Annotated in this window: 19 protein-coding genes and 1 tRNA gene; 10 read left to right on the top strand and 10 right to left on the bottom strand. The window is 61.2% G+C overall.

From position 1 onward, the window contains the following. Position 1: 1 nt before the first annotated feature. Positions 2–1,144 carry a sensor histidine kinase gene (locus FHS83_RS02905; protein ID WP_208414195.1) on the bottom strand — a complete coding sequence of 381 codons (1,143 nt, stop codon included), beginning with the start codon at positions 1,142–1,144 and terminating at the stop codon, positions 2–4. 297 nt (positions 1,145–1,441) lie between these two features. On the opposite strand from FHS83_RS02905, the gene FHS83_RS02900 reads away from it, so the two are divergent. Then, positions 1,442–1,792, top strand: a complete 351-nt coding sequence (locus FHS83_RS02900; RefSeq protein ID WP_167080705.1) for a hypothetical protein — start codon at positions 1,442–1,444, stop codon at positions 1,790–1,792. A gap of 35 nt (positions 1,793–1,827) precedes the next feature. Here the strand turns inward: FHS83_RS02900 and FHS83_RS02895 are convergent, their stop codons facing one another. Next, a complete protein-coding gene (locus tag FHS83_RS02895) occupies positions 1,828–2,748 on the bottom strand; it encodes a LysR family transcriptional regulator (RefSeq protein ID WP_167080703.1) in 921 nt (306 codons plus the stop codon). Between the two features lie 121 nt (positions 2,749–2,869). Between FHS83_RS02895 and FHS83_RS02890 the strand changes: the two genes are divergently transcribed. Further along, positions 2,870–3,415, top strand: coding sequence for a hypothetical protein (locus FHS83_RS02890; protein ID WP_167080701.1), 546 nt, complete (start codon positions 2,870–2,872; stop codon positions 3,413–3,415). Between the two features lie 8 nt (positions 3,416–3,423). After that, positions 3,424–4,404 (top strand): NAD(P)H-quinone oxidoreductase, encoded by a 981-nt coding sequence (locus FHS83_RS02885; protein WP_167080699.1) that lies wholly within the window; start codon positions 3,424–3,426, stop codon positions 4,402–4,404. A 41-nt stretch (positions 4,405–4,445) separates the two neighbouring features. Here FHS83_RS02885 and FHS83_RS02880 read toward each other — a convergent pair. From FHS83_RS02880 to FHS83_RS02865, 4 genes are all read right to left on the bottom strand, one after another. Further along, positions 4,446–4,536: transfer RNA gene (locus tag FHS83_RS02880), tRNA-Ser, on the bottom strand. A 225-nt stretch (positions 4,537–4,761) separates the two neighbouring features. Continuing rightward, positions 4,762–5,211 (bottom strand): hypothetical protein, encoded by a 450-nt coding sequence (locus FHS83_RS02875; protein WP_167080697.1) that lies wholly within the window; start codon positions 5,209–5,211, stop codon positions 4,762–4,764. Positions 5,212–5,309: 98 nt separating this feature from the next. After that, on the bottom strand, positions 5,310–5,645 hold the full coding sequence (locus tag FHS83_RS02870; RefSeq protein ID WP_167080695.1) for a lipid-A-disaccharide synthase N-terminal domain-containing protein: 336 nt from the start codon (positions 5,643–5,645) through the stop codon (positions 5,310–5,312). Beyond that, positions 5,645–6,379: a glycosyltransferase family 2 protein gene (locus tag FHS83_RS02865; protein WP_167080693.1), complete on the bottom strand. Its 735-nt coding sequence runs from the start codon at positions 6,377–6,379 to the stop codon at positions 5,645–5,647. Before FHS83_RS02865 ends, FHS83_RS02870 begins: the two co-directional genes overlap by 1 nt. Before the next feature lie 175 nt (positions 6,380–6,554). Here FHS83_RS02865 and FHS83_RS02860 point away from each other — a divergent pair, with 175 nt between their 5' ends. The 6 genes from FHS83_RS02860 to FHS83_RS02835 all read left to right on the top strand — a co-directional run bounded on the left by FHS83_RS02860 (position 6,555) and on the right by FHS83_RS02835 (position 13,645). Further along, the gene (locus FHS83_RS02860) at positions 6,555–8,237 is read left to right on the top strand and encodes an ArnT family glycosyltransferase (RefSeq protein ID WP_167080691.1); all 1,683 of its coding nucleotides are present in this window, start codon (positions 6,555–6,557) and stop codon (positions 8,235–8,237) included. A gap of 177 nt (positions 8,238–8,414) precedes the next feature. Continuing rightward, on the top strand, positions 8,415–9,677 hold the full coding sequence (locus tag FHS83_RS02855; RefSeq protein ID WP_167080689.1) for a KamA family radical SAM protein: 1,263 nt from the start codon (positions 8,415–8,417) through the stop codon (positions 9,675–9,677). A 6-nt stretch (positions 9,678–9,683) separates the two neighbouring features. Then, a complete protein-coding gene (locus tag FHS83_RS02850; RefSeq protein ID WP_167080687.1) occupies positions 9,684–10,679 on the top strand; it encodes a D-alanine--D-alanine ligase family protein in 996 nt (331 codons plus the stop codon). Next, positions 10,676–11,635: a D-alanine--D-alanine ligase family protein gene (locus tag FHS83_RS02845; RefSeq protein ID WP_167080685.1), complete on the top strand. Its 960-nt coding sequence runs from the start codon at positions 10,676–10,678 to the stop codon at positions 11,633–11,635. The genes FHS83_RS02850 and FHS83_RS02845 overlap by 4 nt, the downstream gene beginning before the upstream one ends. 130 nt (positions 11,636–11,765) lie before the next feature. Continuing rightward, positions 11,766–12,719 carry a GNAT family N-acetyltransferase gene (locus FHS83_RS02840; protein WP_167080683.1) on the top strand — a complete coding sequence of 318 codons (954 nt, stop codon included), beginning with the start codon at positions 11,766–11,768 and terminating at the stop codon, positions 12,717–12,719. Beyond that, the gene (locus tag FHS83_RS02835) at positions 12,719–13,645 is read left to right on the top strand and encodes a hypothetical protein (RefSeq protein WP_167080681.1); all 927 of its coding nucleotides are present in this window, start codon (positions 12,719–12,721) and stop codon (positions 13,643–13,645) included. The genes FHS83_RS02840 and FHS83_RS02835 overlap by 1 nt, the downstream gene beginning before the upstream one ends. A gap of 253 nt (positions 13,646–13,898) precedes the next feature. Here FHS83_RS02835 and FHS83_RS02830 read toward each other — a convergent pair whose 3' ends face one another. The 3 genes from FHS83_RS02830 to FHS83_RS02820 all read right to left on the bottom strand — a co-directional run bounded on the left by FHS83_RS02830 (position 13,899) and on the right by FHS83_RS02820 (position 16,771). Beyond that, a complete protein-coding gene (locus tag FHS83_RS02830; protein WP_167080679.1) occupies positions 13,899–14,801 on the bottom strand; it encodes a DMT family transporter in 903 nt (300 codons plus the stop codon). Beyond that, positions 14,798–15,775: a magnesium transporter CorA family protein gene (locus FHS83_RS02825; RefSeq protein WP_167080677.1), complete on the bottom strand. Its 978-nt coding sequence runs from the start codon at positions 15,773–15,775 to the stop codon at positions 14,798–14,800. The genes FHS83_RS02830 and FHS83_RS02825 overlap by 4 nt, the downstream gene beginning before the upstream one ends. 72 nt (positions 15,776–15,847) lie before the next feature. After that, the gene (locus FHS83_RS02820) at positions 15,848–16,771 is read right to left on the bottom strand and encodes a zinc ABC transporter substrate-binding protein (RefSeq protein ID WP_167080675.1); all 924 of its coding nucleotides are present in this window, start codon (positions 16,769–16,771) and stop codon (positions 15,848–15,850) included. A gap of 191 nt (positions 16,772–16,962) precedes the next feature. Here FHS83_RS02820 and FHS83_RS02815 point away from each other — a divergent pair, with 191 nt between their 5' ends. Then, positions 16,963–17,577 carry a hypothetical protein gene (locus FHS83_RS02815; RefSeq protein ID WP_167080673.1) on the top strand — a complete coding sequence of 205 codons (615 nt, stop codon included), beginning with the start codon at positions 16,963–16,965 and terminating at the stop codon, positions 17,575–17,577. A gap of 84 nt (positions 17,578–17,661) precedes the next feature. On the opposite strand, the gene infC is transcribed toward FHS83_RS02815, so the two are convergent. Next, a complete protein-coding gene (infC, locus tag FHS83_RS02810) occupies positions 17,662–18,210 on the bottom strand; it encodes a translation initiation factor IF-3 (RefSeq protein WP_167085212.1) in 549 nt (182 codons plus the stop codon). Between the last annotated feature and the right edge of the window lie 245 nt (positions 18,211–18,455).

Here is an 18,455-nt window from a genome sequence, read left to right as displayed (position 1 = left end):
CCTATTCCACCGTCGGCACGCTGAAGCGGAAGATGGTGCCGCCGCCGGGATTGGGCTCCGCTGTCAGCTCGCCGCCATGGGCTTCGATGATCGATTTGGAGATCGCGAGCCCAATGCCCATGCCATGTTCCTTGGTGGTGACAAAAGGCTTGAAAAGCTGCCGCGCGATGTCGTCGGCGATGCCGTGCCCGCTGTCCTTGACCGTGACTTCCACCCGCCCATTGGCAAGCCGCGTCACCGCCAGCGTCAGCTCGCGTTTCTCGCTCTGGCTCATCGCTTCCACGGCATTGCGCAAAAGGTTCACTAGCACCTGCTGGATTTGCACCCGGTCCACCATCACCGGCGGCAGGGCTGGCTCGGCTTTGAAATGCGCTGTTACGTTGGCGGCGCGCGCCCCTATCAGCCCCAGCGCCATGGCGTCTTCGGCGATCACCACCACGTCTTCGAAGCCACGCGTGGCAGCGCGCTTTTCCAGGAAGTCGCGCATCCGCCGGACGATCTGGCCAGCGCGCTCGGCTTGCTCGGCGACTTTGGTGAGCACGCCGTGGACCTTCTCCATGTCCTCAGGCTTGCCAGCGGCGGCAAAGCGCTTGGCGGCATTGGCATAGTTCAGCATCGCGGCGAGCGGCTGGTTAAGCTCATGGGCGATGCCTGCGGAGACCTGTCCAAGCTCGCTGACGCGGGCCACGTGCACCAGCTCCTCGCGCAAGGAGAGCAGGCGCGCCTCATAGGCCTCGCGCTCGCCATAAAGCGCGGAAAGATCGTGCACGATGCCGACAAAGACGCGCTTGCCATAGAGCAGGCCTTCGCCGACGGAGAGATACATCGGAAACACGCTGCCATCGCGGCGCTGGCCGGAAACCTCGCGCCCTATCCCCAGGATGCGCGCCTGTCCGGTACGTTTGTAATTGCTGATATAGCTGTCGTGCTGCTTGCGATAGGGCTCGGGCATCAGCATACGGACGTTATGCCCCAAAACCTCATTCTCGTTATACTGGAAGAGGCGCACGCAGGCTGCGTTATAGGCTTGGATCAGACCGGTCTCGTCGATCACCATGATGCCGTCGACGGCGGTGCGCATCAGGGCCCCGAACAGGCTGTCGGGGGAAAGTTCCTGTTCTGGCCAGGGAGGGCTGTAATTCATGTCCATTCACAAAGTCCGGCAGCAAAACCGCCCGAAAACAACAAACCGAATGCCCATCCTGGCACGCGTTCCCCCCACCGCCACGTCATTTTTTGGAACAATAATAGATATTAGGAACCAATGCCACCCAGCGCAGGCCAGTTTGCCGCACTGGGCTGTGAAAAGCGGTGGGAGTGTGTGGTTTTGCAACCCGCCATGCTCTTCGGCCGTCCCGAGGTGGACAATCTGAAGTAGTGCGTTGGGGCCCGGCCCTGTCTGGATGATATCCTTGCCTTCTATCGCCGGGCCGAGGGTTTCGTGCAGTTCGCAGCAGCTGCTTTGCTCTTGTCGCTTGTGCCTGCCCTGGCGGGTGAGCCCGCGCCTGGCGCAGAGCTTGAGCACGTCTCTGTCGATGCCCGAAACGTGCTGCCCGGCATCTGGCGGTTTCCCCCGTATGAGCGCCTTGTCCAAATCCGCCGCCAGAGCGGCACGCTCGAAATGACCTATCACGCGATCGGGCCGCAAAAATCGGCTGGCAGAAACCGCTGCAAACGCCCGTCTATAGCGATCAGCATTCCAGCATTTACGCCGTCGAATTCCAGCGTGGCGAACGCCTCTGCGCCCTCCACCGCCGCCCCGACGGCATGCTGGATCAGTTTCAGTGTGTGAGGGGATGAAATGGCGCAAAAGGGCGCTGAACTATATTACGGCTCCCAGTTCGGCGGCGTTCCGATCTGTTCGCGCAAAGCTGTCATGAAGGCGCTGAGCTTGGCGGAGGGTTTGGCGAGGGCGCGCAAGAGGTAAATCCCGGCGGGCCGCCTGTTCCAAATCTCGCCGCCAAGGCCAAGGCGGATCAGCGCGCCGCTGCGCACATCTGGTCCCACCACCCAATCCGGCAACAGGCCAATACCCATGCCCGCGAGCACAGCTAAGCGCATGGCCTCAAAATCATCGGAGCGAAAAGCAACCTTGTCCTGTGCGTCGTTTCCCGCGGGGCGGCCCAGCACATCGCTCCAGCCAAGAAGATCGGCGCCATGCAGTTTGTCGATGAGCGCGTGCTTTGAGAGCGCGGGCCCGTCCGCAGGCGTGCCTTTGCTATCCAGATAGGAAGGGCTGGCGACCAATAAGCGTTTCTGGTCGGCAAGCTTGGTGGCGATCAAGCTACTGTCGGATAACTCGCCGATGCGGATCACGGCATCGAAACGGTCCGCAACCGGATCGGCGAGTTTTTCGGTAAGGTCGATCTCCGCCGTGAGGCCGGGGTGTTTTGCCATCAACCCGCCCAGCGCCGGAATGACATAGCGTTTGCCAAAGGTGGGAAAGCAGGCTGTTCGCACCACCCCTGCTACCGTGCCGTCAAAGGCGGCGATTTCGGCGCGCGTATCGGCCAGCGCGTCGAGAAGATGCTGCGCCCGCTCGAACAGCCTTTGACCGGCATCGGTCAGGGCTAAGGCGCGGGTGGAGCGGATCAGAAGCGGCACGCCCAAGCTTTCCTCCATAGCTCCGATCTGGCGCATGATGGCGGATGGTGTCACCGCCCGGCGCCGTGCTGCGCTGGAAAAGCTGCCGCCGCGGACGACATCAACAAAAATGGCCATCTGCTCGGCGAAACGGGGATCGGTCATTTGTGCGTCCAGCGCAAAACGGTTTGAAAGACGACGGACATTATCATCGGCGCACCAGCATCGCATGTTTTCTCGCGTCGGGCGGGTCGTTTCGGCCTCCCCAAAGCCGAAGGAGAAACACATGGTTGTCGTTCTTAAAGACCGTATCCTGTCGCAATCCGCCTATAGTGCCGAGATCGATGTCCCGCTGGAAAAGATCGATATTGCCGATTGGCTGTTCACCCTGCCGGAAGCCGAATACCAGCGCTGCTGCATGCCCGATCATATCGCAGCCGGGGTTACCACCACCGATGATGGCCGCCGCATGTCCATCAATGTCGAGCAAATCGGTTCTGGCTTGGTCGTCCAGCATTATGTCGCCGAGGTCGCCGAGAAGACCTATTGCCGGATGAATTCGATTTCCGATGTCTTCACCGCCAATGGCCGCACGCAGGTCAATGTGGTGTGGGAGCTGATCGCCGAAGCCATCGAGGGCGGGCGTACCCGCTACACCAATCGCGTCACCGCCCATCCCACCGATGTGTTCATGGCGTTCCTCGATGAACACGGCCTTTCCTATGAGGATGCCGCCAAGGCGCGCCAGGATGCGGGTGGCGATCATAACCGCCGCGAAACGCCTATGTTTGCCGCCAGCATCGCCCGGCGCGCGCTTGCCAACCGCTATTGAGGTCAGCCATGCGCGCCATCGTCTATGAAGAATTCGGTCCGGCAGAGGTTCTGCATCTGGCCGAGGTTCCTGTTCCGCAAATCCGGCCCAGCGATCTCTTAGTCAAGGTTGGTGCTGCGGGTGTCAATCGCGCCGATCTGTTGCAGCGCAACGGCTTCTATGGTGCGCAGCAGTTCGGCGAGAGCCCGCTGCTCGGTCTGGAAGTGGCGGGCGAGGTGATCGCCATCGGGGATGCGGTGACAGACATAGAGGTTGGCGCGCGGGTGATGGCGATTGTGGGCGGTGGCGGTTATGGCGCTTTTGCCCGGGTGGATCGCGCCATGGCCGTGCCCATTCCGGATAGCATGAGCTTTCACCAAGCCGCCGCGGTGATGGAGTCCTTTGTCACCGCCGTCGAAGCGGTCTCGCATTTGGCTGGGGTCAAGGCCGGTCAGTCCGTGCTGATCCATAGCGCGGCAGGCGGCATCGGCTCGGCGGCGGTGCAGCTCGCGCACAGCTTGGGCGCGGTGGTTTACGCCACCGCCTCTGCGGCCCGCCACGAAGATGTTCTCGGTCTTGGCGCCGACGCGGTCATCGATTACCGGACCAGTGATTTTGAAGCCGAGATTGCCGCGCTGACTAACGGTGCCGGTGTGGATGCGATCGTCGATTTTGTCGGTGGCGATTATCTCGCCCGTAACTTGCGCAGCCTGAAGCCGGGCGGTGTTCTGGTGCAGGTGGGCATCCTGAGCGGTGAAAATGACGCCGTCATTCCGCTCAATCTGGTGCTGCACAACCACCTGCGCCTCGTCGGCACGGTGATGAAGTCGCGTACGCCTCAAGAGAAGCGGGCCATGGTGCAGCGTTTCGCGGAGCGCGCCTTACCGCTCTTTGCGGCGGGAAAGCTGCGCCCGCTCCTCGATCACGCCTTCCCGCTGGCCCAAGCCGCAGAGGCGCATCGCCGGATGGAAAAGGGTGGCGGCTTCGGCAAGATCGTACTGACGCTCTAAGCGCCACCGAAGGCTTACCGCGCAATCTGGAGGGGGAGTGCTGGCGGACAGGGAGGGATTCGAACCCTCGAAACGCTATTAACGTTTACACACTTTCCAGGCGTGCGCCTTCAACCGCTCGGCCACCTGTCCGTCTTCGGCATAGGTCGGGGCAGGGGTACCGCCACGTCCAGTCCGGGGGCAGGGGTTTATCGCATTTGCCCGATAAAGCAAGACGCCCAAAGGCAATTTCCCCACTCTCGGGGCTGGCACGAGGGCGCAGCCCCTGATCCGGGCGTCTTGGGGGCCACAAGGCGGGCTGAATTTCCCGCCTTCTGGCGCGGCTAGGGCTCCGTTTCCGGCGAAATCGCCGTCCGGCTAATTGCCGGCGAAATCAATCGAGCGGCGCAGGGTGCGGGCGTTGATCAGCACGGCCACGATGGAGGCCGACAGGCTGATAAAGGTTTGCACCAGGAAGTCCGATTTGGCGAACATGCCGAAATACACAACCCCGGCCGCGCCCAGCACGAACAGCACGAGCTGCAGCACCCCCATCCCCACCATGGTGAGGGCTTCGAGTGTATTGTCGATGCCCGGATTGGAGACCTTGAGCTGCTCGGCCAGCGCCATCACGGCCGAGAGGATCAGCAGGATTTCGCCCCAAGTCACGGTATAGCCGCCCTGGCCGTAAACCTTCTTCAGATCGATCCCCACCGTCTCCAAAAGGACGTAAAGAATCAGAATCGGCAGGAAGTAGGGCAGGAACTGCAGCATGCTGCGCTTACGGCCTACTTGCAGATTCACATCAGTGTGTTGGTGTTCGGACATGACCGTCTCCCCGCGAGGTCCCCAGGGGCGCGAGTGTCTGCACGAGCGTTAACATTGTCAATCGCGAAGCCGCGACAGCCTTTACAGGAAGCGCCGGTTTACGCCGCTGGCGGGATTTCCGCTTTCGCCCGGGCCTTTTCCTTAAAGATCAGCATCAGATTGCGCACATAAACGACAAGGCCGCCCACTTGCCCCATCAAAAAGGGCAGGCCCGAATGGCCCAGATGCAAGGCATAGATGGTGGTGATCAGCCCGCCGCCCAGGCTGAAATACCAAAAGGCGATCGGCATCACGCTCTTGCCGGCGCGCTCGCTATAGAAAAGCTGCACAAAGAAGCGCGAGGCGAACAGGAATTGCCCGCCGAAGCCGATGGTCAGCCAGAGGACATCCGCGCCTGAATGGAGCCCGAAGAATTGGGCAAACTGATCCAGCATTAGAGTTCCTTCGCTTCGGTCTTTTTGCGCATGCGCCGCTGCAGCCAGCGCACACCCATCAAATCGTCGATGCCCACCAGCATGCGGTGGAAATTGGTGTATTTGGATTGGCCATGCAGGCGGGGGCGATGGTTCACATCGACAAAGCCCACCGTAAAGCCCTCGCGGATCATCATGGTGATGAGAAAGCGGTGCAGGTGATCGAAATAGGGCAGGGCAAGGAAAGCCTCGCGCTTAAAGGCTTTCAGGCCGCAGCCTGAATCCTTGGCGCCATCGTTCAGCAGCGCATCGCGGATTTTGTTGGCAAGGCGAGAGGCGAGGCGGCGCGAGGCGGTGTCCTTGCGTTTGGCGCGCACGCCCCCGACCAGACCCAGGCTCTCGTCCCCGCGCGCTTTGGCGGCGGTGAATTCGGCGAGGAGCTTGGGGATGTCGGCGGGGTCGTTCTGCCCGTCGCCATCGAGCGTGACGATGATCTCGCCCTTGGCGGCGCGCACGCCAGTGCGCACCCCCCGGCTCTGGCCCAGATTGGTGGCATGGCGGATGACGCGCAGGGTGCGGATTTCGCCCTTCAGGGCCAAAAGCTCATCGGGCGTGGAATCGGTCGAGCCGTCATCCACGAAAATCATCTCGTAATCGCCAAGTCCCGCCATCGCCGCGGCGATCTCACGGGCCAGGGGGGCGATATTGCCCGCCTCATCCTTGACCGGCACCACCACGGAATATCTTAACGCCATTGCCTGCTCTAACCTTGTCTGGCCGCGGGATTTCGGGCTGCGGCGGGGGCCTTATACAGGGCTAATCCGCCCCGATATAGGGCTGTGCCGGAACCCTCGTGCCGCGCCTTCCAATAACACCTGCCACAGCCGGAAAAATGCGCTAAGCCGGAGGGGTGGAACAGGGGGAATCCCGATGACGGCAGAGCGGATTTTGGCGGCGTTGAAACTGCGCCCGCGGCTGTTTCTGACCCTGTTCTGCCTGCTTCTCTGGGCGCCGGGCGTGTTCAGCCTGCCCCCGCTCGACCGGGACGAGAGCCGCTTCGCCCAGGCCTCCAAACAAATGCTGGAGACGGGCGACCTGATCGACATCCGCTTCGGGGCGGTGCCGCGCTACAAGAAGCCGGTGGGGATTTATTGGATGCAATCGGCCTCCACAGCCATTGCGGGGCTGGGTGAACGCACCCATATCTGGACCTACCGCCTGCCCTCGCTCTTTGGCGCGCTGATCGCGGTCTTCCTCACCTTCTGGTGCGCCCGCGCCTTTGCCGGGGTGGAAACCGCCATGCTGGCGGCGGGCTTCTTGGGCTCCACCCTGCTTTTGACCGCAGAGGCGACGATTGCCACCACCGATGCAGTGCTGCTCGCCGCCACTTTGGGTTCTGTGGCAGTGCTGATGCGGGTCTATCTGGCATCGAAAGGTGAGGCAGTGATGCCGTCCCGCTGGATCATCCTGGCGGGCTGGTTCAGCCTCGGCGTCATCATCCTGGTCAAAGGCCCGCCGGTTTTTGTGCCGCTCGCCATCGCCGCAGGCCTCAGCCTCTGGGACAAAAACGGGCGCTGGCTGAAGGCGACCAATCCCCTCAGCGGCATCGCTTTGGTGCTGGTGATGGTGCTGCCCTGGCTTCTGGCGATCACCTTCAAAAGCCACGGCGCCTTTTTCCAGCAATCCCTCGGGCAGGACTTCGCCACCAAGCTGCAAGGCGGGCAGGAGAGTCATGGCGCCCCTCCCGGCTATTTCCTTATCGCCCTCACGCCCAGCTTCTGGCCCGCGATCCTGTTCCTTCTGCCCGGTTTCGTGATGGCGATCCGCTATCATCGCCAGCCGGTGATGCGCTTCCTCCTCGCTTGGACCGCCACCTGGATCGCCTTTGAACTGGTGCCGACCAAGCTGCCCCATTACGTCCTGCCGACCTATCCCGCGCTCGCCATCATGGCCGCGCTGTGGGCCGAGGCGCCGCGGGCAGAGGGCGGCATCTGGGGCCGCATCGCCATCTATGCCGCGCCGGTGCAGTTTGCGCTTGGCGCCATCGCGCTGGCTATCGGTCTTGTGTATCTCCCCATCAAATACGGCACCGGGCCGATCTATTGGCTGGTTCTGCCCGCGCTTTTGTTTGCGGCTATAACAATCGGCGCATTGATTCAGTATTTCCGCGAGAACACCCGTAACGCCGCGCTTCTGGCTTTGGCCGCGCCGCTTCTACTCTATCCCACGCTGACGGGCTTCGCGGGCCCGAACCTTTCGCAGCTTTGGGTGAGCCCGCGCGCCGCCGCTGAAGTCGCCCGCCTCTCGCGCCCCGGCGATTCCCCGCCCAAGCTGGCGGGCTATCTGGAACCCAGCCTGGTCTTCTTCCTCGGGACCAAAACGCGTCAGACAGATGGGCGCGGCGCAGCCGAAGCGGGCGCGGCGGAAGGTGGCCTCGCTTTGGTGGAAGACCACGAAGGGGCGGCGTTCAAAGCCCGTCTGGGAGAGCTTGAAGCGACCGCCGCTGAAGTCGGCGCGCTGGATGGCTTCAATTATTCGCGCGGCCGCAAGGTGCATATCCGCATCTATCGGTTGGAACCTGTCTCCGAGATACCTCCCCCACCTGCTGAATAGGTGGGGACAGAAAAGCGATGTGATCTCTGTCCATCTTGGTGTGTGAGCGCGAGATGTTCGCGCTTTCACTTGACGGCTCGCGCAATCGCCCTAATCATCGCGAGGTTCGTTGAGCCTGGTGATGGGATGCCACTGGGGCTTTCGCGTGGGCTTAACGGTTAGCGTCGTGGGACGTCGATGAGTCTCCCAGCTTTGCGGGGGCATGCGTTAAAGCCTCCCTTGCAACCCGTTCAGCCGAAACCTTCCGCTGAAAAGAAACCCGCCCGGGTTTTTCTTCGCTTTCCCGTCAACGCCGACACCAAAGCCTTTTACCGCCGCTTTTTTCCCGGCACCTCCACCGCGGAGTGGAACGATTGGCGCTGGCAGATGCGCGCCCGCATCCGCTCTCTTGGCGAACTCTCACGTATCTTCAAACTCTCCGAAGACGAACGCTCCGCGGTGGAGCGCCACCAAGGTCCGCTGCCAGTCGGCATCACGCCTTATTACGCCAGCCTGATGGGGCTGGAAGACCCAGCCGAGCCCTTGCGCCGCACCCATGTCATGAGCTCGGGTGAATTCGTAGTAAGCTATGGCGAGAATGACGATCCCTTGGGCGAGGATCACGACACCAAAGTTCCCGGCATCGTGCATCGCTATCCCGATCGCGTGCTGTTTCTCACCACCGGCACCTGCTCGACCTATTGCCGCTATTGCACGCGGGCCCGTGTGGTCGGAAATCCCGGTGGCGAATATCAGTTCTCCACCAGCCAATGGGAAAAGGCGCTTGCCTATCTCGAAGTCCATACCGAGGTGCGCGATGTGCTGCTCTCGGGCGGCGATCCTCTCACCATCGGGGATGATAAGCTCGATTGGCTGCTCACCCGGCTTCGCGCCCTCAAGCACATCGAATTCATCCGCATCGGCACGAAAATCCCGCTGGTTCTGCCCCAGCGCATCACCAAGGATTTCGCCAAGATGCTGAAAAAACATCACCCGCTCTTTATGTCCCTGCATGTCACCCATCCCAAGGAACTGACCGAGGAGGTGATGGAATCCACCTCCCGCCTTGCCGATGCGGGCATTCCTTTGGGCTCGCAGACCGTCGTGTTGAAAGGCGTCAATGACGATCCCGCCTTGATGGTCCATCTGATGCAGGGCCTTTTGCGCCATCGCGTGAAGCCTTATTACCTCTTCATGTGCGATCCCATTCGCGGCACCGCCCATTTCCGCACCAATGTCGAGAAGGGGCTTCAGATCATCGAAGCCTTGCGCGGCCACACTTCGGGCTATTGCACGCCGGTCTTTTCCATCGATGCGCCCGATGGCGGCGGCAAAATCCAGCTTGCTCCCGATTGCATTGTCGGGCGCGATGGCGACGATCTTCTCTTGCGCAATTTCGAAGGCAAGGTCTATCGCTACCCCGATCCCGGCGGCAGCGTCGGCGCAGAGAAGAAAATATAAAGCATCATGCGCATCGCCATCGCTTATGACCTGAAGGATGATTACCTCGCCCAAGGCTGGAGCGCGGAGGAGGCGGCGGAATTCGATTCCATGGTCACTATCGATGCCATCGCCCATGCGCTCGCGGCCCTAAATCTCGAACCCGTCCGCGTCGGCAATGTGAAGGCTCTGGCCGCGCGCCTTGTGGCGGGCGAGCGTTTCGATGCGGTGTTCAATTTCTGCGAAGGCGTGAAAGGTCTTGGCCGAGAGGCGCAGGTTCCGGCGCTCCTCGAAACCTATGACATTCCCTTCGTCTTCTCCGACACCCTCACCATGGCGCTCAGCCTCGACAAAGCAATGTGCAAGCGCGTCGTGCGCGATGGCGGGGTGCCGACGCCCGATTTTGCCGTGCTCGAAAGCCTCGCCGATGCCGATGCTATCACCTTGCCCTATCCGTTGTTCGTGAAACCGGTGGCGGAGGGCTCCGGCAAAGGTGTCGGTGCCAAATCCAAAGTCGAAAATCTCGCCCAATTGAAAGAGGCCGCCGCCGAGCTTCTCACCCGTTTCCGCCAGCCCGTGCTGGTGGAGCGTTTCCTGCCGGGGCGCGAATTCACGGTTGGTATTACGGGCACCGGCGCCGAGGCCGAAGTTCTGGGTGTCAGCGAGATCGTGCCGCTCTCCGGTTTTGTCGGCGCGGGTTATGGCTATGCCAATAAATCCGAAGGCTGGGAGGAGCGAGTCACCATCGAGCCTGCGCCCAAGGATGAAGCCGCCAAAGCCGGCGCCGTCGCGCTGGCCGCCTGGAAAATCCTGCGCTGCCGCGACGGAGGCCGCGTCGACATTCGTTGTAATGCCATGGGGGATGCGCATTTCATCGAGGTCAATCCGTTGGCGGGCTTGCGGCCTGAGCATTCCGATCTCTGCCTCATCGCTGGCTTTGCCGGGATCACCTATAACGATCTGATCGCGCGCATCATGGCCTCTTTCTTCCGCCGCCACCCCGAATTGAGGCCCGCGCGATGAAAATTCTGGTGCTCCATTCCGATGTGCCGCCTGGTGCCCCGCCGGATGAAATGGACACCCTCATCGCCGCCGATGCCGTCGCTTCCGCACTTACATCGCGCGGCTATGAAACCGTGCAGGCGCCGTTTTTCGCCGTCCGCTTGCGCGCGCTTCTGGAAACCGAAAAGCCCGATCTTGTGTTCAATCTGGTGGAAGGGATCAACGGCAAGGGCCATCTCGCCCATATCGCGCCGCGGCTTCTGGAACAGATCGGCATGGCTTACACCGGCATGAGGCCGGACGGCTTGATCCTCACCTCCGATAAGCCGCGCTCCAAGCAGCTCTTGCGCGATGCGGGGCTTCCGACGCCCGATTGGTGCGAGCCGCCGCATTGGCATGGGCTCGAGCCGGGGCGCTGGATCGTCAAATGCGCCGAGGAAGATGCCTCGCTCGGTCTTGATGACGATGCCGTGGTCGAGGCGCCTGAGGTTTCCGCCCGCGCCGATCTGTGTGCGGAACGTTTTGGCGGGCGCTGGTTTGCCGAGCGTTTCGTGGACGGGCGCGAATTCAACATCACCATCCTGGAACGGGATGGTAAACCGCACATCCTGCCGCTGGCCGAAATGGTGTTCGAATCCTGGCCCGTCGAACGCCCGCGCATTGTCGGTTATGACGCCAAATGGGATGAAGCCTCGCCTGCGGGCCAGCTCATGCTCCGCCGTTTCGGCCTTGAAGAAGAAGACCCAGCACTAGCCGGTCATCTCACGCTGTTATGCGAAGATGCCTGGCATCTTTTCCAGTGCCGGGGTGCCGCCCGCATCGATTTTCGCGTCGGCGCAGATGGCGTGCCGCAAATCCTGGAGATCAATCCCAATCCCGGCATCGCTCCCGATTCCGGCCTCGTCGCCGCCGCCCATCACGCGGGTCTTTCCTACGCCGATCTGGTGGAAGGGCTGGTGCGGGAAGCGATGCGGTAGCTTTCCCATTCCGGCACAGCGCCGCGTTAACGTCTTCCTAACGCTAACGCTTCGTTCACCCTGGTGCTGCGAAAGCGTGGCAGATCGCGTCCCGTTCCCGCACACTTCATCCTGCGGGGGCAGGCACGAAATGAATTTCTACGCGACAGACACCTTTCTCAACGCTGCGGCGGAGGCCTTCTTCCCGGGCCGCGCTGCGCGTATAGAGAACGTCGCCTTCGGTGAAGAGGTGCTGCGCCTGCTTGTCATCGATGGCAAACCGATCACACGCTTGCCATTCCTTGATGTGCATCAACCGCTCGCGTCCCACGAAATCTCAGGCACACCGCAAAAAGGTGGCTTCGCGCGTCAGGTCGTGCGCGAGATTCTGCCGCTCCAATCCGAATATCCAGCCGATCCCAATATCATGCTGGCGCCTTTCGTGGATTGGTCGCTGTTTTCCTCTTTCGCCGCTTATAAAGATTGGCAGCTCAATCGTCATCGCAGCCGCATGCGCGATCTGGAACGCCGCGGGCGCAGCCTTGCGTCACAGCAGGGCGAAATCACCTTCACCCGCGATGATACGGCGGAAGATGTGCTGCCCTTCGCGCAGCATTGGAAAAGCCAGCAGCTCATCGCCACCGGCCATGACAATTACTTCGCCCGTCCCGAAACACTCGCCTTCTTCCAAGCCTTGCGCCGCCAAGGCGCGCTCACCGTTTCCACTTTACGCGCGGGCGGAAAACTCGCCTCCGTCTGGATAGGCTTCATCCATGATCGCGTCTGGTCCGGCTGGGTCTTCACCTATGATCCGGCCTATAAGAAATATGCTGCGGGACATCAGCTTGTCGGCCGCATGCTGGAAGAGAGCTACGCCCTTGGCCATCGCGAGTTCGATTTCTCCGAAGGCAATGAAGACTACAAGCTCCTATACGCCAGCCATGCCCGCCTTCTGGGCGATATCGGGCGTGCGCCCTTGAAACGCCGCCTGGTGCGTTTCGCCAAGGAAAATATCTACGCCCTCAGCCCCGCGCTGCTCCAAAAAATCAAAGGCCTGAAGGCAGCGCTGCGCCAGCGCCGCGCTCTTGCAGAGGTGAGGTCGTAATGGCCGATACCGCCCTCTTCGATACCGCGCCGCCGCCCGTGCCGTTGAAGCAGCGCCTGAAACACGTCGCCATTGTCAAAACTTCGGCGCTCTTAATGCCGCTGATCAAGAAAGCTGCCGCCCCTTATGCCGGGGGCGAAACCATCACCGATGCGCTCGCGGTTGCCACGCGCCTCGCTCATGAAGGCCATGCCACTACGCTTGGTTTTTGGGACGCGGGCGAAGAAGCCGACATTCTCGCGCCCTATCGCGCCGCTATCACCGCGCTTCGCGATGTGCCGTTCGAAAGCTACATCTCGCTGAAGCCGCCAGCCTTGCGCTTCTCGCCTGAGCTTGCCCACACCCTCGCGCGCGAGGTCGCTCCTGCCGGTTTGCGCCTTCACAGCGACTCCCATGGCGTCGAAGTGGCCGATCGCTCCAACGCCTTCACCGAAGCCTTACTGGGTGTTCTGCCGCCCGAAAATGTCAGCACAACCTTGCCGGGGCGCTGGCAGCGCTCGCTTGGCGATGCCGATTGGGCGATGTCAAAGAATTTGGCCGTGCGTGTGGTCAAAGGCCAATGGCCCGATCCCGCCGATCCCCATCGCGATATCGCGTCGGGGTATCTTGCTGTGATCGATCGCCTTGCCCAAGGCGCGCGCCATGTCGCTGTTGCCACCCATGATCTGGAATTGGCCCGCGCCTCGATCAAGCGGCTGAAAGCTGCGCGCGTTTCTTGCGAAATCGAAATCCTGCTCGGTATGCCCGCGAAACCTTTACTCGCCTGGGCCAAGGCGGGAGGCGTTCCCGTGCGGGTCTATGTGCCGTATGGCCCTGGCTTCGTGCCCAATGCCATCGGCGTCTTGCGACGCAATCCGCGTATTCTCCTCGCCGTTGCCAAAGAGCGGGCGCGCGCTATCGCCGGACTGTTTGGCGCAGCCGCTTGAACATCCGCTCTGTCGCCCCCATCTAAAGTTGTTAGCTGAATGGAGGCGAAAAATTTTTTCAAAATACTGGCGCTGTTCATGCTCGTGGAGCCGCTGCGCCTAGCAAGGCGAAAATTCCGCCTCGCCAAAAGCTTACGGGAAAAATGCCGGGTTTGTTTTCACGTTTTTTGTTTTGCGCTGAGGCCGTGAAATCGAGCCCTCTGTAAGCTCAGTGATAGTAAGCGGAAATGTTTTAGCTAGATACCGGCAAGGTTCAGCTCACCGTCTCGCGCGGCACTTCGATGCGATGGCGATGTTCGCGCCAAGCGATGAAGAGACCGGAGACGATCACCACGCCTGCGCCCCACAGCACCAGGTTCTCGGGCATTTCCCCGAACAGGAACCAGCCCAGGATCATCGCCCAGACCATGGAGACGTAATCGAAGGGCGCTAGCAGCGATGGTTCGCCATAGCGATAGGAGTAGGTCATCAGCGTTTGGCCCACGCCGCCGAAGAGGCCGCACAGAACGAGCCACAGGCAGGTGTGGAAGGTGAAGACATTGTGCTGGAAGGCCATGGTGATGATGCCGATCACCGCGCAAGCGCTCATGAAATAGAAGACGATGGCTTCGCTTCTTTCCGTCGTGCTCATCTGGCGGATCCACACCACCACCACGGCGGAGAGGAACGAGAAGAGCAGGGCATAGACCACGCCAGCGGAAAGCTGCAATTGCAGCACCGCCATGAGCCCGCCATGGGGCTCGATCATCATCAGTACACCGATGAAGCCCGCCGCCACCGCGCCCCAGCGCCAAGGCCCGACAATCTCCTTCAGGAACAGCGCCGCCAGGATCACGGCGAAGATCGGCTGCATGAAGGAAAAGGCGGTCACGGTGGCGAGCGGCAGAAGCGCCAGGGCGGCGAAGTTCAGGAACATGGCGGCAACGCCCACCGTGCCGCGCACCACATGATAAAGCGGGCGCTGCGTCTTGATCGCCGCGCGCGGGCCCACCGTATAGAAGGTCCAGGCAAGCAGCGGCACCAGTGCGAAGAAGCCGCGAAAGAACACGACCTCGCCTAAAGGCGCGGGGCCGGCAAGCTTGATCGAGGCATACATGAGCGAAAAGAACAGCGTCTGCGCCAGTTTCAGCGCAATCGCCAGAGGAGGGTTTTTCAAAGCCAGCCTTTACGCTTGAACCAGATATAGGGGACGATGGCCGACACGATCATGACGATCCAGGCGATGGGATAGCCGAAATGGGAATGCAGCTCCGGCATTTCCTGGAAGTTCATGCCCCAGATCGAGGCGAAGAGGGTCGGCGGCAGGAACACCATCGCCGCCACCGACATGATTTTGATGATGTTATTCTGGTCGATGTTGATCAGGCCCAGCGTCGCGTCCAACAGGTAAGAAAGGCGGCTGGTGAGATAGTTGAGATGATCCTGCAACGAGTTCACGTCGCGGGTCAGCGTCTTCACATGCGGAAGAACGTCCTTGTTGTCCTTGTTGTCCATCGCCTGCTGCAGGAAGGCGAGCATGCGGGCCAGCGTCAGAAGGCTCTCGCGGATTTTCCCGGCGAGATCATGCTTGCGGCCCAGCGCCCGCAGCACTTCCTGGAATTCGTGGCTGCTGATGGGATGGGCGGAATTGTCGGGATCGAAGATATCGCGGCTGATGCGTTCGATCTCGGCCGAGGCCCGCTCTTGAATATCGGCGAGGCGGTCGATGATGACGTCGAGAAGATCGAGGAGAACATTCTCCGCCTTGCTCGCAGGCACGGTGCCGCGGCGGCAGCGCGCCTCGAAGGTGCGGAAGGGCTGCGGCTCGGTATAGCGGATGGTGATCAGCGTGTTGCGGACCAGGGCGAAGGTCACCACACCCGCGACGGGATTTTCCGTGCCCGAATTGGCCAGCACCAGCGCGGTCATATAGATGGCGCCGTTCTCGGCATAAAGCCGCGAAGAGACCTCGATCTCTTCCATGTCGGCGCGGGTCGGAAGGTCCACGCCCAGCGCATTGTTCACCGCCTGGCGTTCCTCTGGCGAGGGATCGAACAGGTCAATCCACAGCGACTCCGGCGGTACCGCCGTGCTGTCAGCATCGGGAACAATTCTGAGGCCGCCATGCAGCGGCATATAGGTCTTCAGCATTGGGCGGAACGGGATGGCTAGAGACGGCAGGACCGGCGCGTCAGAACCAATACCCTTGCCTTGTGGTCAAGGCTAACGGTTTTTGCTGAGGCAGGAACTGAGCGAGGCGGCGAGCTGGCGCATCAGGCTCGGGTAGAGGGTTGGGCCTGGGGTAAGCTCCGCGCCCAGGGGGTCGAGGACGCCAATCTTGGCCTTGGTGCCAGCGTCCAGGGTGTCGATCAGCTTGGGGGGAAATTGGGGCTCGCGGAAAATGCAGACCGCCTTGCCGCCCGCCACCATGGCGCGCAAATCCGAAAGCCGCCGCGCGCCCACCGGACGATCCGGGGCGACCGTAATGGCGCCCGCTGGGGAAAGCCCATACCGCGCCTCGAAATAGTGATAAGCGTCGTGGAAGACGAGATAGGGCACCGCTTTCAAGGGCGAGAGCTGCGCCCGAATCTCCTGGTCCAGCCGTGTCAGTTCGGCGACTCGTTTATCGGCATTGGCGCGGTAAAGCCCGGCATGGGCGGGGTCGGCCTTGGCGAGCGCTCCGGCAATGGTGCGGGTCATGGCGATGGCGTTTTGCGGATCGAGCCAGAGATGGGGATCGGCCAGCTCGCTGTGTCCTCCCATATGACCGGCATGACGGTCCTCATCCTCGCCCCAAAGCCCGCCTTTACGTGCCGCAAGAAGCTTCACGCCCGGAGCCTTCTCTAAGACGACCAGCCTGCTGCCTGCCCCGCTCAGCGCCCCGGAAAGATAGGTCTCCATATCCGGCCCGATCTCGAACACGAGATCAGCCTCGGCGATCTTGCGGGCGTCAGAGGGCTTTAAGGCATAGGAATGCTCCGACAGCGCCCCGCCAACCAGAAGCTCCGGCGTACCCGCGCCCGCCATCACGCCCGCCACCAGAGAATGCACCGGCTTCAAGGTCGCCAACACCTTGGGCGCGGCCTCGGCTGGGCAGAGAAAATGGGCGATGGCGAAAAGGCTTAGGGAAAGGGCGCGGGCGCGCATGTGCTGATCTCGGGAGGGGACAGGAAAGAATACCATAGCTGTCAACACCCCGGCTGGGGCATAGCCCTGCTTCAGATTAACGACATTTGTGCGAAATTTGCCTCGATTTCGCCATTCATCTTCCCAATCTGAACAAAGTTCGATACGCTCAATCGTAAATAAAACCTTAATGTCTGGGCGTGGTGGGGATTATGGACAACGGGGTCGTAAGCGGCACGAGCCGTGGGCTGAAGATTTTTGTCAGCGCGGTTTTCATGTTTTCGCTGGTGGGGTGCGGCGGCTTAGGTCTTCTTCCGCATGAATCTAAGGTATCTTCGAACAGCTTCCAAAGCTACGAGCAGGTCCAGGCGGCTTATGCCGATGTCACGCCGGGCAACACCCGATTGACCGATCTGCCCAAGCTGGGCTTCGACACCGCGACCACCCCGAATGTGGAAATCCTCAGCTATCTCGGGGTGATCGAGCGGTTCATGCCGCGCAATACTATGTCTTATGACCGTCTGGCGCCGCAGGTGCAGGCCTGCATCGAGGCGCAGGACCGCTGCTCGGCTTTCGTGTTCCATCCCCAGCATGTCGAGACAAGGCGGACGGGCAACTTCTTCCTCGACCTTCTGGGCTTTGAGCGGCGCACGGTCGATAGCGGCTGGGCGGCGGAAGTGGTGCTGCTGATGCAGGATGGCCGCGTGGCCTATAAGCTGATGAGCGGGCGTCCGCGCATTGACGAAATGCACGATCAGATCAGCCCGCTCGGCCCGCTGCAGGATATCGGCAATTCGGTGACCAAAACGGCGTCGCGATTCTTCTAGTTGGGGGCTGTCTTCAAGGGGGCAGAAAAGCAAAACCCTCGAGCTCGGCTCGAGGGTTTTGTCGTCTTGAAAGCTTGGGTGAGCTTAGCGCGGCGCCAAGACCATCATCATCTGACGGCCTTCCAGTTTCGGCCACTGTTCCATCTTTGCGAAGGTTTCAGTGTCCTTCTGGATGCGGTTCATCAGCTCCATGCCGAGGTTCTGGTGAGCCATTTCACGGCCGCGGAAGCGCAGCGTGACCTTCACCTTATCGCCGTCATCGAAGAAGCGGCGCATCGCCTTCATCTTCACGTCGTAATCGTGATCGTCGATGGTGGGGCGCATCTTGATCTCTTTGATCTCGATGACCTTCTGCTTCTTACGGGCTTCGGCGGCCTTCTTCTGCTGTTCGTATTTGAACTTGCCGTAGTCCATCAGCTTGACCACGGGAGGGGCGTTATCCGGGGAGACTTCCACCAGATCCAGGCCTTTTTCTTCGGCGATGGCGCGCGCCTCGTCGGTGCCGATCTCGCCATACTTATGGCCATCGTCGCCGATCAGCAGCATGGTCCGCGCGAAAATCTCTTCGTTGATGCGGGGACCGTCTTTGGCAGGAGCACGATCCTGCGGTGAAAACCGTCTTGGGGGGGCTATGACTCTCTCTCCTTCATTACGCCGCGCGCCGCTTTCGCTTGGTGAGGGTTTGCCTGCCTCGCCAAACGTTGTTTCGTCTTATGCGCGCAAGGGTTTCCTCCGAAAGTCGGCCGTTGAGCCGCTTTACGGGGCACAGAATAGGAATGCCAAACCGTTTCGCAAGGGTTAAGCCGCAATTTCGCGATGTTGTCGCGGGATAGACACGCGCGGCGGCGCCGATTTAAGGGGATTTTCTGGGGATGGGA

This window comes from Rhizomicrobium palustre (genome assembly GCF_011761565.1).
Classification (GTDB): domain Bacteria; phylum Pseudomonadota; class Alphaproteobacteria; order Micropepsales; family Micropepsaceae; genus Rhizomicrobium; species Rhizomicrobium palustre.
Note: the sequence above shows the minus strand (reverse complement) of the source record. Positions and strands in the feature narration are given on the sequence as shown.